The sequence below is a fragment of the Streptomyces sp. V1I1 genome (assembly GCF_030817355.1).
Classification (GTDB): Bacteria; Actinomycetota; Actinomycetes; order Streptomycetales; family Streptomycetaceae; genus Streptomyces.
In genome coordinates this window covers 8,103,593-8,116,317 of sequence record NZ_JAUSZH010000001.1, presented here as the reverse complement: position 1 = coordinate 8,116,317, position 12,725 = coordinate 8,103,593, and the positions used below count along the sequence as shown (strand labels likewise).

6 protein-coding genes and 2 pseudogenes are annotated in these 12,725 nt (G+C 68.0%); 3 read left to right on the top strand and 5 right to left on the bottom strand.

The genetic code is table 11. The annotated features are described in order from the left end of the window. Positions 1-706 precede the first annotated feature (706 nt). Positions 707-934: a hypothetical protein gene (locus QFZ67_RS37850; protein ID WP_307665546.1), complete on the top strand. Its 228-nt coding sequence runs from the start codon at positions 707-709 to the stop codon at positions 932-934. Between the two features lie 8 nt (positions 935-942). Here the strand turns inward: QFZ67_RS37850 and QFZ67_RS37845 are convergent. From QFZ67_RS37845 to QFZ67_RS37830, 4 genes and pseudogenes are all read right to left on the bottom strand, one after another. Next, positions 943-1,179 (bottom strand): annotated as a pseudogene (locus QFZ67_RS37845) (IS110 family transposase); the annotation flags it as partial. 505 nt (positions 1,180-1,684) lie between these two features. Further along, the gene (gene sbnB / locus QFZ67_RS37840; RefSeq protein WP_307665545.1) at positions 1,685-2,755 is read right to left on the bottom strand and encodes a 2,3-diaminopropionate biosynthesis protein SbnB; all 1,071 of its coding nucleotides are present in this window, start codon (positions 2,753-2,755) and stop codon (positions 1,685-1,687) included. After that, a complete protein-coding gene (locus QFZ67_RS37835; RefSeq protein ID WP_307665544.1) occupies positions 2,752-6,294 on the bottom strand; it encodes an amino acid adenylation domain-containing protein in 3,543 nt (1,180 codons plus the stop codon). Before QFZ67_RS37835 ends, sbnB begins: the two co-directional genes overlap by 4 nt. 47 nt (positions 6,295-6,341) lie before the next feature. Then, positions 6,342-8,967, bottom strand: a pseudogene (locus QFZ67_RS37830) (Pls/PosA family non-ribosomal peptide synthetase). Positions 8,968-9,540: 573 nt separating this feature from the next. On the opposite strand from QFZ67_RS37830, the gene sbnA reads away from it, so the two are divergent. Both sbnA and QFZ67_RS39270 read left to right on the top strand, forming a co-directional pair. Continuing rightward, positions 9,541-10,527 carry a 2,3-diaminopropionate biosynthesis protein SbnA gene (gene sbnA / locus QFZ67_RS37825; protein ID WP_307665543.1) on the top strand — a complete coding sequence of 329 codons (987 nt, stop codon included), beginning with the start codon at positions 9,541-9,543 and terminating at the stop codon, positions 10,525-10,527. Between the two features lie 337 nt (positions 10,528-10,864). Further along, positions 10,865-11,077 (top strand): hypothetical protein, encoded by a 213-nt coding sequence (locus QFZ67_RS39270; RefSeq protein ID WP_373430180.1) that lies wholly within the window; start codon positions 10,865-10,867, stop codon positions 11,075-11,077. A gap of 66 nt (positions 11,078-11,143) precedes the next feature. Here QFZ67_RS39270 and QFZ67_RS37820 read toward each other — a convergent pair whose 3' ends face one another. Next, a complete protein-coding gene (locus tag QFZ67_RS37820) occupies positions 11,144-12,511 on the bottom strand; it encodes a pyridoxal-dependent decarboxylase (protein WP_307665542.1) in 1,368 nt (455 codons plus the stop codon). Between the last annotated feature and the right edge of the window lie 214 nt (positions 12,512-12,725).

The window sequence follows — 12,725 nt, the reverse complement described above, 5'->3', positions numbered from 1 at the left end:
GATGATGCTCCACCAACATCCCCGCTCCTCGGAGCCTCACCGCCCTGCCAACTCATTCTGGACGCGTCGAGCACAGAGGGCCGGTTCTGCCACAGGCCGGTGAAGAGCTCATCGGGGCTCGCGGCGTCGGCGAGGCGTTTGACAGCGCGGTGGGTCATGCCCAGTTGGCGACCCGCGTCGGCTGTGGCCCGCCTCCAGCAGCGCATGGACAGTGGCGTGCAGGGCCCCGGGTCCGGTCGGCGAACCGGTGCCCGGTCGGAACACCGCGCGTTGCAGCCGGACTTCCGCTCGGTCGCCCTTGTCCGGTGACTGGTGAACACTTCCCCGAGGACGAGGGATACGGCGTGTATCGCACCCGACGGCCCGCGGTGCGTACCCGCGTGCGGCCCAGGGCACACGAAGAGTGTGATGACACCTGCCTCCGATAGCGAAGGAAAGCGAGCTCACCGCGCGGGCGGAGAAGAACACCACGTCCATGCTGGAGAGTCTGCTGCACTCCCTCGGATTCCGGCAGGTGACCGTCGTGTACGGATGACGGCGGGCGCCGTCCCAGCGGCCCGGTGCCCACTGGCCGCCCGGGGCTTGGCGTCACGAACGGTGGCCGCGACGGTGGTTGGACGCCTCATGGCCCTAAGCCGTCAAGAGGAGGCCGTGATGTCCCTGTAGCGTGGCTGGCTGTTCGATTACGGATACAAGGGGAGTTTCAGTGGACGTGGTGCGCGTCATGGAGTCGCTGGCCGAGCAGGGGGTCACGGTGCTGTTCAAGGCTGACGCCGAACGCATGCGCGAGGGCGTGAAGCCGTGGACATTCGTCGCGAGCGGAGCCCCGTTCCACGAGGACCTCCTGGTGCGCACGGACGCTGTCTCCGTGGAGGCCTGCCTGGACGTCTGCTTGCCCCGGTTGCGCGAGTTCGGCGTGGCCATACCGGAATGACTCTGGGGCTACCCCTGGCATCTATGCGTCCGTCGCCCAAGCGCTTCCGGCAGGGACGGGAAGGCCAGTGCCTCCTCGTAGCGATGGCCGTGCTGGAGGCAGTGGTAGAGCTGGCCGAGCATCCGATTGAAGAGATTGCGCAGGGCAGCCGCGTGCCAGCCTCCGTGCTGGTCGCGGCGTCGGCGGTAGTGGGCCCTGGCTCCCGGGGAGCCGTTCGGGCGGGCGAAGGCCCACAGGTAGCCAGCGTGGTTGATTCCGCTTGATCTGGCGGTCGCGACGGGCAGGCCCCCTGAGCCAGAAGGCCCGTAATGACCGTACAGATGACCACTCACGCAGCGCTGATCTTGGTAGTCGCCTGCATCGTGGGAGTTCTCGTTTGCCAGCACTCTTCCCGCACTCACGGCGGAATACGGATCCGGGGCGACCTCGGGTCCTTGATCACGGCAGCGGCTGCCGTGGCGGGGGACTCGGGTGCGTCATGCCTGAAGGACGTTCCGGCACGGCCGACAGTTGCCGCAACCGGCCTCTGTGGGCGCGTGCACTGAAATCTTCGGTGCCCCACTGACAGATGCACTGAAAAGGATCGTGCGCTACTGAAACCTGCCGTCCGTGCCGACAGCCATGCCGGCGACCTTATCCAACTGACGAGTCGATGCCTCTCCCGGCCGCCGAGCACCCTGCTCCTGGCCTTCGGCAGTGGATACGACAGGCCCGCCTGCCTCCTCCTCCCGGCAGGGTGCTGTGGGCCGGTTATCCGTGGCGGCGCAGGTCGTGGAAGAAGTCCTCGATGACGTGGAGCTGCCCGGAGCGTGCTGTCTCGTCGTAGACGTACTTACCGACGGCGAGGTCGAGTACTCCGAGGCCGAAGGGTGAGAACACCAGTGGCCGGTCCGTGGGGGGTGTCACTCGTCCGGTCATGACGTCGTCGAGTGTGCCGTTCAGGAAGTCGCGGTTGCCGGTGAGCTGTTCGGCCAGGTGCGGGGAGGTGTTGGCTTTAAGGCAGTGTTCGACGTCGTCGACGATGTTGGTCGAGACGAGGATGATCTCGGGTGCGAGGTCGCGCAGGGACACGTGCAGGACCAGAGGGTTGTGGTCGAACCATGCCGGGTCGCTGATGTGCGGCTCGCCGGCGATTGTGGCGAAGACGACGAGGTCGCTGGAGCGGATGAGTTCCTCGGGGCTGTCGTGCACGGTGATCTGTCCGGTGGTGCCTGTCTGTTGGAGGTAGTCGCGGAAGCCGGCGGCGCTGTGGGCGGACAGGTCGTGGACGCCGGTCTCGTCGAAGGTCCAGCCGGTGCCGGTCAGGAAGGCGTGGATGTAGCGGGCGATCAGGCCCGTGCCGAAGAACCCGATGCGGGTGGGGCGTTGCCGGTTGCGGGTGAGGTGGTCGGCGGCGAGGGCGGCCGATGCGGCGGTTCTGGTGGCGCTGATGATGGAGCTTTCCAGGCAGGCGAAGGGATAGCCGGTGTCGTGGTCGTTGAGGATGAGCACGGCCGAGGCGCGCGGGATGCCTGCTTCGACGTTGTCGGGGAAACTGGAGATCCATTTGAGGCCGTCGACGCGCACCTGGCCGCCGATCGAGGCGGGCAGCGCGATGATCCGGGAGGAGGGGCGGTCGGGGAAGCGCAGGAAGTAGGAGGGCGGGTTGACCGACTCACCGGCGGCGTGCAGCTGGTAGGTGGCCTCGATGAGATCCACGATCTGCCTTTCCCGGTCCCCCAGGGCCTGCTGGACCTGGGCGCCGGAGATCACGGCGAACGGGGGCACGGTGGGCGGCTGAGACATGGGGGGCTGCGTGGCGGGCGGGCGCTGGGCGGTCATCGGGGGCTCACCTCGGCGTTCGGCGTGCGGTCGGCCAGGCGCAGGGGCTCGGCCATGGCGACGAGTACCTCGCGTGGTCCCTCGTAGGCCTCTCTGCTGTGTGCGGTGCGCAGGTTGTCGACGAGCATCAGATCGCCGCTCTGCCACGGTTCGCGGATGGTGTGGGCGGTGTAGGTGTCGCCCAGGAGCTGGATGATGTCCTCGCCGATCGGGTCGCCGCTGCCGAAGCGGGTGTTGAATGGCAGTTGGTCGGCGCCGTAGACGTCGATGAGGTAGTCGCGGATTTCGGGTTCGATCGTCCATTCGTTGAGGAACGCGATCTGGTTGAACCAGCAGCGGCGGCCGGTGACGGGGTGGGCCGTCACGGCGGCGCGGTGCTGGCGGGTGCGCAGGCTGCCGTCGGGCTGCCAGGCGAAGTCGATGGCGTGGGTGCGGCAGTAGTTCTCAATGGCGGTGCGGTTGTCGGTGCCGAAGGCCTGGGCGTAGGGGGCGCCGATCTCGTCGTTGTAGGTGCGGGTGAGCAGCCAGCCTTCCTGTTCGAAGCGGTGGACCAGCTCGGTGGGCAGTGCCTTAAGGACGGTGGGGGCGTCGGCGATGGCGGTGGCTCCGCCGGTGGTGGGTGCGGTCAGGCAGGCGAACAGCATCAGGCCGGGGGGCCTGTGGGTGTAGCTGAGTTCGTGGTGCATGCACATCGGCTGGTTCGGCGGCCATGTCGAGGAGGAGTACACGCCCGGGGTGTAGGTCCGGCGGGGCGCGAAGGCTTCCTTGTCGGTCATCAGGGCCGGGGCGAGTTCGTGGAAGACGGCGCCGGCCTCGTCCGCGTCGCGCAGGTGCAGGCCGCGGATGAGGAGTGCGCCGTGTTCGGTGACGAGGGTGCGCAGTGCGTGGTGGTGTTCGGCCGCCCAGGCCGGCGCGTGGTCGGGGGTGTCGGTGTGCAGGATCGAGGGTTTGCCGGGGTGCAGGTCCGCCTCGAGCAGGGACGCCGGGATCGGGTTCGGCATGGTGCTTTTTCCTTTCGATGTGGTTGAGGAGGGGGTCAGTGGTTCGGTTGTGTGGCGTTGGGGTTTGTTGTCGACCAGGGCGGCGAGGTCGGTGAGGACCGGGTGTGCGGTGACGTCCTTGAGGGACACGGCGCGGTCCAGGGCGATGGCGAGCTTCACCGCCGAGAGGGAGGTGCCGCCGCGGTCGAAGAAATGGTCGCGGCGTCCGATCCGGTCCTGTGGGACGCCAAGGACCTGTCCCCAGGCGGCCGCCAGCCGCTGCTCGGTCGGTGTGGCCAGCGGCTCGTGGTCGTCCTCGGTGGTGCCGAGTTGTGCGGCGAGCGCCACCAGCGTCTTCTTGTCGATCTTGCTGTTGGCCGTCAGCGGCAGACTTTCCCGCCAGTGGAAGGCGGAAGGGACCATGTACTCGGGCAGCGAGGCACCCAGCCGGTCGGTAAGAGTCCCGGTATCGAGGGGCCCCGGGCCGGAGTAGAAGGCGACCAGGTGCTTGCTCTGGTCGGCGCGTTCGGCCACCACCACCGCGCCGTCGCGGACACCGGGTATCCGCAGCAGGGTGTTCTCGATCTCGCCGATCTCGATCCGGAACCCGCGGATCTTGACCTGGGTATCGCGGCGGCCGAGGAACTCCAGCTTGCCTTCAGGCTGCCAGCGGCCGTAGTCGCCGCCGAGGTAGAGCCGCATGCCTTCGCGGTGCGGATCCGCCAGGTAAGCCGCCTGGGTGCGTTCGGAGTCGTTGATGTAGCCGCGGCCGACACAGACCCCGGAGAAAGCGATCACACCCGGGGCACCCAGCGGCACCGGTGCTAGGTGTTCGTCGACGACGTAGACATGCACATTGTTGACCGCGCGGCCGAGCAGGATTCGGTCCGGCACCCGGTCCATGACCTCGTGGTTGGTGTCGTCCGAGGTCTCGGTCAGCCCGTAAGCGTTGACCAGCTTGATCTCCGGCTCGGCCGCGAACCAGCGCTCGGCGAGCTCCTTCTTCAGCGCCTCACCGGTCACCGACACGCAGCGCAGATCGGGCAGCGTGCGGGGGCGCTGTTCGAGCTCGGCCAGGACGGCTTCGAGGTAGGAGGGCACGACCTGCAGGACGGTGACCTTGCCGTCGGTGAGGGTGTCGAGGAAGCGGGGGACGTCGAGGATGACGTCCTGCTCGACCAGCAGGGTCCGCCCGCCGGCCAGCAGCGCGGAGAGAAGTTGCCACAGGGAGATGTCGAAGCACTGAGGTGCGGTCTGGGCCACCACCTGCCCCTCGCCGACCTTCAGGTCGTCGATCTTGGCGTAGAGGTGGTTGAGCATGCCCGCGTGCTCGCACATCGCACCCTTGGGCTCACCTGTGGAGCCGGAGGTGAAGTAGATGTAGGCAAGCTGGCCGGGCGTGACGTGGATGCCGAGATCATCGTCGGCATGGTCTTCTTCGTAGGCCGCCTCGACGAAGAGCCTCTGGACTCCGGGCAGGGAGTCGAGTGCCTGGTCGAGGGTGGTGGTGCTGCCGGATTCAGTCAGCACCAGGGTGCATTCGGCGCGGGAGAGGGTGGCAGCGATGCGTTCGGCCGGGAAGTGCGGCTCGATGGGCAGGTAGACGCCACCGGCCTTGAAGACAGCGAGGACGGCGGCCATCCAGTCCAGGTTGCGCTCGGTCACCACCGCGACGACACCTTCGCGGGCAAGCCCGCGGTCCACAAGGGCGCGGGCCAGCCGGTTTGCCCGGGCGTTGAGCTCCCCATAGGTCCACTGCCGGCCGGCGTGCACGGCTGCGAGCGCATCCGGATGCATCCGCACACGGTCCTCGAACAGCTCATGCACCCGCCTATCGGGCAACTCCCGGACCGGTCCGGCCAGTTCCTCGAGCTGGAACCGCAGCTCTTGGTCGGACAGCAGGCTCTGGCGTGCGTGTTCGGCATCGGGGTCGTCGGTGATCATCGCGAGCGCGGCCAGGTGATAGCCCGCGATACGGGCGGCACCATCGGCGTCGAGCATCTCGGTGCGGTAGCGCAGCCGCAGTACGAGCCGGCCGTCGTGGTGAGCGATGCCCACCCGCAGCACGGTGTCCCCGGTGAGGTCTTCATCGACCGCGGTGGGATCGAGAACGGTCTCGAACAACTGCCCGGTCAGGCCCAGTTCGCGCCTTTGAGCGTCAATGTCCTCGGCCGGGACGTGCTGGTGTGCCTGCAGTTCGGCTGCGACCTGATGGGTGTTGTGCAGCAGTTGGCGCCATGAAGCGGGTGCGGTGGTCAGCCGGCACGGCAGCAGGCTGCCGCCCTCGGCGACGTAGCCGGTGGTGATCTCCCGCTCGCCTGACAGTGCCGCGAGCACCTTGGCGTGCGCGGCCAGCAGGATGGAACTGAGGGGCACCGCCAGCTCGCCCGCCAGCCGGCGCAGCCCGGTCACAGTGTCGTCGGGGGCCGGTGTCTCGTACTGGCCCACGCCGGTCACCGGGTGGAGGGTCCAGCGCGGGGCCGGGGTGAAACCGCCGGCTGTCAGTACGCCGCGCCAGTACTCACGGCCGGTCTGGGTGCGACTCACATGCGTTGCCATTGGGTCTCTTCCTCTGCTTGTTGCCGGTGTCGCGGTGTCAGTGGCGGTCAGTTGCCACGTGCCGGGGCGGCATGGGTGACGGTCTGTTCTTGGCGGGCCTCGAGGTGGCTTTTGCTGTCCGGCATGTCCCGGGCCGGGTTACCTCCCCACTGGGCGTGCGAGGGGATTTCCTCGCCCTTCATGAGGAAGGAGTCGGGGGCGAGCATGGCGCCGTCGCCGATCGTCACTCCGTAGTGGACGAAGGCGGCGACCCCGAGGGTGCAGCCGCTGCCGAGGGCGCTGCGGCCGGACTTGAAGGCGCCGTCCTCCTGCGAATGGCACTGGATCACGGTCCGTGCGTTCAGCGTGCTGTCGTCGCCGACGGTGACGAGGGTGCGCTCCGGGAAGGAGCAGCCGTCGTCGAAGACCCGCTTGCCGATCCGGGCCCCCATCAGCCGCCAGATCATGCTCTTGAAGGGGGTGCCGTTGAAGACCTGGATGTAGTCGGTCGAGGCCATCTTCCAGAAGCGTTCATGGCGCCAGAAGGAGGGCTCGTAGATCGAGCAGTACAGCGGCTTCTGGGGCTTGAATCCCGTGGCGGCCCGTTCGATCAGCGCGAAGTAGACGACGGTGAACGCGAGGGTGAGGACGCTGGCCAGTGCGATCGCCGGTGCGCCGATCGAGGGGTAGAGGTGCACGGCGCCCATGGTGATGAGGGTGATCACGAAGAAGTGGATCCACCGCACCAGCAGATACAGGCCGGCGGTTGCGGCATTGTGCTTGTTCTTTGAGGCCAGGCGGCGGCGCAGCTCGTCGCCGGTCTGAAGGTGGTTGAACTTGTTGTCACGCATCACCGTGCGCGGGATCTCGAAGCTGGGTGAGCCCAGCAGGCCCATCCCCTCGCGCACCGGTCCGTCGATGGGGACCATGACCTTTGTCGCGAGCAGGCAGTTGTCGCCGGTCTTGCCCTGTGAGGGGTAGGCGATGCGGTTTCCGAGGAAGTTGCGGGGCCCGATCGACGTGCGGGACACACGGAAGGACGTGCTCGAGAAGTCGGCGTTCATGATGGACAGTCCGTCGGCGACCATGGTGCCGGTGCCGACAGAGCTCAGGTACGGGTTCTCGTGCCGCACTTGGGTGCCGAAGTTCGACCCGGTCTGCTCGATGCGGGACAGGTCGTATCCGAGGTAGCGCAGGTAGTGGACGATGCCGGAGCTGTCGCCGAAGAGCGTGGCGAAGAACTTCCTGTTGGTCATCAGCGCGATCGCCCGCTGGATGCCGTAGTGGAAGCCGTACAGCGGATAGACCTTGCCGGGCTTGATGGCCCGGTTGAGCACACGCGGCACGGTGCCCACGACAAGGAGGCCGGCGAGCATGGAGCCGAAGAAGACGACCAGGGAAGTGGTCAGGGCATCGGCGTAGAGGGCCGGGCTGGTGAAGGCCACCGGCTGCGGGTTCAGGAGCGCATGAAGCTGCGGGACTTCGGCGAGCAGGATGCTCACGCCGCCTATCGCCAGCGGCAGATACATCACCAGCAGATTCAGCAGCTGCACAACGCAGTAGACGGTCCTTTTGGCGGTGGGGCAGTCGGCGGGGCCGACCGTGCGGTAGTCCACCTCGGTCGGCTGCGCCGGCGAGCCGTGCCAGCGTTCGCCGTCGGGCACCCGCTGTCCGGTGTGCAGGCAGGAGGCGTGCCCCAGCTGGGCACCGTCGCCCATCGAGGTCTCGATGTCGAGGACCGTGTGCTCGCTGACGAGGACGTTGCTGCCGAGCGTCACCGGGCCGGTCTGGATCAGGCCGGCGTGGGCGCGGTAGCAGGACAGGAGCACGTCCTTGCGGATGACCGTGCCCTCCTTGATGGTGAGCAGGTCGGTGCAGACCGGGATCGCGTGGGAGAGGATCGTGACGCCTTTGCCGACCCGCGCGCCGAGCGCCCTCAGGTACAGCACGTAGAGCGGTGAACCGGCGAACAGGCGCAGGGGGCTGGTGCGGATCAGGGTCTTGACGACCCAGAAACGCAGATACGCCATGCCCCACAGGGGGAACTCGCCGGCTTTCCAGCGGCCGATGAGCGTCCACTTCGCCAGGACGGGGAGGGTGCACAGGCCCAGGAAGCCCGCGCCGGCGAACAGGACCGACCGCAGGTAGAGGTCGATCGGGCTGGAGCCGGCGGAGATCCACTCGTAGCCTTCGGCGGCGACGAGGGCGGCGAGGCAGGAATAGCCGAGGAAGATCAGGAGCTGCAGCATTCCGCAGACGATGTAGCGCCGCGTGCCGGCCGGTGCCGGTGCCGGCACCTCGACCGTGGCCGGCACCTGGGCCGTGGCCGGGTCCGTGCCGGGGGTGGGTGACGGAGCGGGCGTGGGTGACGGGGCGGGGGTGGGTGCGGCGTCGGTGAGCGCGGTGGCCAGGCTCCGGATGGTGGGGTGCCGGTAGATGTCCTTCATCGACACCGCCGGCAGGTCCGCCCGCTTCCTGACCCGGGCACAGAACTGCGCCATCACCAGGGAATCGGCGCCCCAGATCGTTGAAGAAGTGACTGTCGAGGGGCACCTGCTCGACGCGTACGACGCCGGCCAGCACCTCGGCCAGGAGCCCCTCGGTACCGGTCGCCGGGCGGGGGTCCCCGCCGTCCTGGAGGGTCGAGATGTCAGCCGGATCGGCCGTCAAGACCTCGACAGATTTCCCTGGCACGTGAGCTCCTTAAACGTTTCTATCAGCGTCGGTCGGTGGGGGGCGGATTCTTGATGCCCGCCTCTCCAGTAGGCCGGGTCAGGGAGTTCCTGTCCTGCCCCTGGATTTCGGGGCTTGACGCAACACCACCGGTCTTGATAGCCCGACCGCCCTGCCGGTCTTCGCCCGTGTTCCCTTGCCGCGTATCACAGGCAAACGCCCAATCCGCACGGAAGCCGCCCGGACATTTGCTGCTGACCGCCCCTGTGGCCCATCGATTTCCGAGCCCCAAGGCGGACGGGCAGGACAGGCCCCATTACGGGCCGGACACGGCTGTGGCCAGGGCAGGAAGCCGCGGATGACCCGGTGCCGGCGTTCAGCCCCGCCCCCCCGGGGCGGGCACGGACAGGGCCGCCTATTCGCGAACGGGGTGTATGTCAAGTCCCGAATTTCGGTGGCATGACAAGGCTGCTCCGATTCGGGCCTAGTGGAGGTGTTCCGGCGAGCCGCAATCCCGCGGCCGAATTTCTCCCCGAGCCGCGCCGAGACGGATGAGCGGCCGGGGCCCGCTCCGCCGCAGCTGAGGAGGCAACCATGCCCGTCATATCCGTTCCCCAGGCCTTCAACGAGGACGAGCTCTACGTCGACCTTGAGGGAATCTTCGGGCAGTCATTGTTCCTCAAATGCGAGGGCTTCAATTTCGCCGGCTCGATCAAACTCAAAGCCGCCACCGAAATGATCGAGGCCGCCGAACGCGACGGCCTGCTGACTGAAGACTCGGTCCTGGTCGAGTCGTCCTCGGGCAACCTGGGCGTGGCCCTGAGCATGATCGCAGCCAGCAAGGGCTACCGGTTCCTGTGCGTGACCGACTCCCGCTGCAACCTGTCGACCAGGATGATGATCGAGGCCCTGGGCAGCCAGGTCCACATCATCACCGAGCCCGACCCCGTCAGCGGCTTCCTCGGCGCGCGCATCGACCACGTCCGCGCTCTGTGCGCATCCGACGACCGCTATGTGTGGCTCAACCAGTACACCAACCCCAGCAACGGCATGGCCCACTACCGCAGGACCGCCCCGGCCATCGCCCGGCAGTTCCCGGACCTGGATGTGCTGTTCGTCGGGGCCGGCACCACCGGGACCCTCATGGGCTGCGCGCGCTACTTCCGCCAGTGGCACCGGCCGGTGCGCATCGTGGCCGTCGACAGCGTGGGCTCGGTGACCTTCGGGGGCGCGCCGGGCCGGCGGATGATTCCCGGCCTGGGCACCAGCAGGCGCCCGCCGCTGCTGGACGAGTCCTATGTCGACGATGTGGTGTGCGTGGCGGAGCCCGACACCATCCGGGCCTGTCACCGGCTGGCCAGGCGCGGGTTTGTGTTCGGGGGTTCCACCGGCACAGTGGTCAGCGGCGCGATGGACTGGCTGGCGCGGCAGGAGGGACGGGAACTGACCGCGGTGGCCATCGCCCCGGATCTGGGTGAGCGGTATCTGGAGACCATCTACCAGACCAACTGGGTGCAGGACCTGTACGGTGAGGACGTCCTCGGCTCCCAGGAGCTGACCACCGCATCCCAGGCAGCCTGACCCCGCACACGGTAAAGCCCCCGCACATCGCAAAGACCCAGCGGCACAGACCCATCTGACGACGCGCCGGTTGTCCCTCGCGCGGGACGTGAGGGTCCTGGTCCTCAGGCGAATCGGCCTTCCCAACGACGACCGCGGCCGCGGTGAAGGCCGCATAGACCTCAGTCCTGGGGAGATCGGGACTGCACACGGCGGCTGGGCTCCCCTGCACGAGCAGCGACCAACGTCCTCTCTCCGGCCGCTTCATAGGCCAGTTTCGGGAGCTGGAGCACGGCCGGCCTGACGACCCCTCGCTGCGTGCTGCCATACGTGACAGCGCACGCCAGGACGAGCGGACGTGGCCGTCGCAGTCACGCGCGATGTCCTGCGCCGTCCGGCATTCGCCGCCCGGCTGATGGATGACACCGCCACCCGGCAGGCGGTCACCGAGGCCCAGAAGCCCGAGCACCACGCGGAGACGCCTCCCCCCCCCCGTAGCGGGCCTTCGCTTCGGAGGGGCGCGGTCGGCATCAGCCGAAGCCCCGGGAAACGCAGCACTGACCACATGTGAGGACGCCCGGCCGGCTCGTACTCACTGGTCGATTCGGGCGGCCGACTCGGGATGGCGGCTTCGGTATCAGGCGCTGATGGATGCGCGCCGGATCGCGTCGAGCGCGCGCGCCACGTCGTCGTCGGTCGTCGACCAGTTGCTCACCGAGATCCGCATGACGCGCCGGCCGTGCCAGGTGGAGCCGCTGATCCACGCCGTGCCATCGTCGAGCAGCCGGGTGAGTACCTGTTCCGTGCGTTCGTCGTTGCCGAACTCGGCGCAGACCTGGGTGAATACCACTTCGTTGAGGACTGTCGCGCCGTCGATCTCGGCGATGCCGGTGGCGAACGCGGAGGCGTGTCGGCACAGCCGCTCGACGAGGTCGGCCACACCTGATCGGCCGAGGGACCTGAGTGCGGCCCACACGGTGAAGGCTCTGCCGCGCCGGGAGAGCTCGGGGACCTTGTCGATGGGGTCGCCATGTTCGTCCTGGATGAGGTAGTCGCCCTGCAGGCCCATCGCTGCCCGGACCGCGAACGGGTCGCGCACGATGGCGAGGCCGCAGTCGTAGGGGACGTTCAGGGTCTTGTGGGCATCCGTCGCCCAGGAGTCGGCGTATGTGCAGCCCGCCGTCAGGTGTGCGTAAATCGGGGAGGCGGCCGCCCACAGTCCGAAGGCGCCGTCGATGTGCACCCACGCGTCTGCCTCGCGAGCGGCACGGATCGTCTCGACGAAGGGATCGAAGGCGCCGGAGTGGATGTCTCCGGCCTGGAGGATCACGATCGTGGGGCTCTCCCTGCCGGCCGCCAGGGTGTGCCGCAGGGCCTCGGGCTCGATGCGTCCTTGATCGTCCGCCTTCACCAGTTCGGGTTTGCCGAGCCCTAGGTAGCGCAGAGCCAGGTCAATGGCCATGTGGCGGTCCTCGCCGACGATGACGTGTACAGCTGGCCCACCTGCGAGTCCGTCGCGGGCGACGTTCCAGCCGGTGCGCCGTAGCACCGCGTCGCGCCCGGCGGCGAGGCAGGTGAAGTTCGCCATCGTGGCACCTGTGGTGAAGCCGACGGCGCTGTCGCTCGGCAGGCCGAGCAGATTGAGCAACCACGCGCCGGCGATGTCTTCCGCCGCCGTGTACGCGGGCGAGACGGCGCGCATCACGCAGTTCTGGTCCCAGGCACTGACCAGCCAGTCCGCGGCCAGCGCGGCCGGTTCGGTGCCACCGACCACGAACCCGTAGAAGCGGCCACTGGGAAACGCGGTGAGCCCCGGCTCACAGGCCGTGGCCAGCAGGTCGACGACGTCGGCGGGCGTGCTCGGACCGTCGGGCAGTTCGACACCGAGCGCGCGCACGATCTCGTCGACCGAAGCGCGGGCGGGAACCCGGCGATCGGGCAGGCTCGCCAGCCAGCGGACGGCATGGCCGTATGCCTGTCGGAGCGCCGTCTCGCGCGCGTCCATACCTCGGACTATGAGACAGTCGCTGCAGCCACGCAAGCCACAACTCGCATGGTCACTCCCACGCCTTGATCACCGTGCAGCGGAAAGAATGAGTCACGGATCTAGCGTCGGCTCCTGCGTGGCTTCCGAACTCGTCGACACCGGATCCGCCGCGGTGAAGGCGATTCCCAAAGCCGTCGACAAATGACGCCGCAACGCAACTGCCGTATATAGC

Coding starts and splice junctions, on each gene's coding strand:
- sbnB (WP_307665545.1), bottom strand. CDS start 2,755: ATGACCGCCCAGCGCCCGCCCGCCACGCAGCCCCCCATGTCTCAGCCG.
- QFZ67_RS37835 (WP_307665544.1), bottom strand. CDS start 6,294: ATGGCAACGCATGTGAGTCGCACCCAGACCGGCCGTGAGTACTGGCGC.
- sbnA (WP_307665543.1), top strand. CDS start 9,541: ATGCCCGTCATATCCGTTCCCCAGGCCTTCAACGAGGACGAGCTCTAC.
- QFZ67_RS37820 (WP_307665542.1), bottom strand. CDS start 12,511: ATGGACGCGCGCGAGACGGCGCTCCGACAGGCATACGGCCATGCCGTC.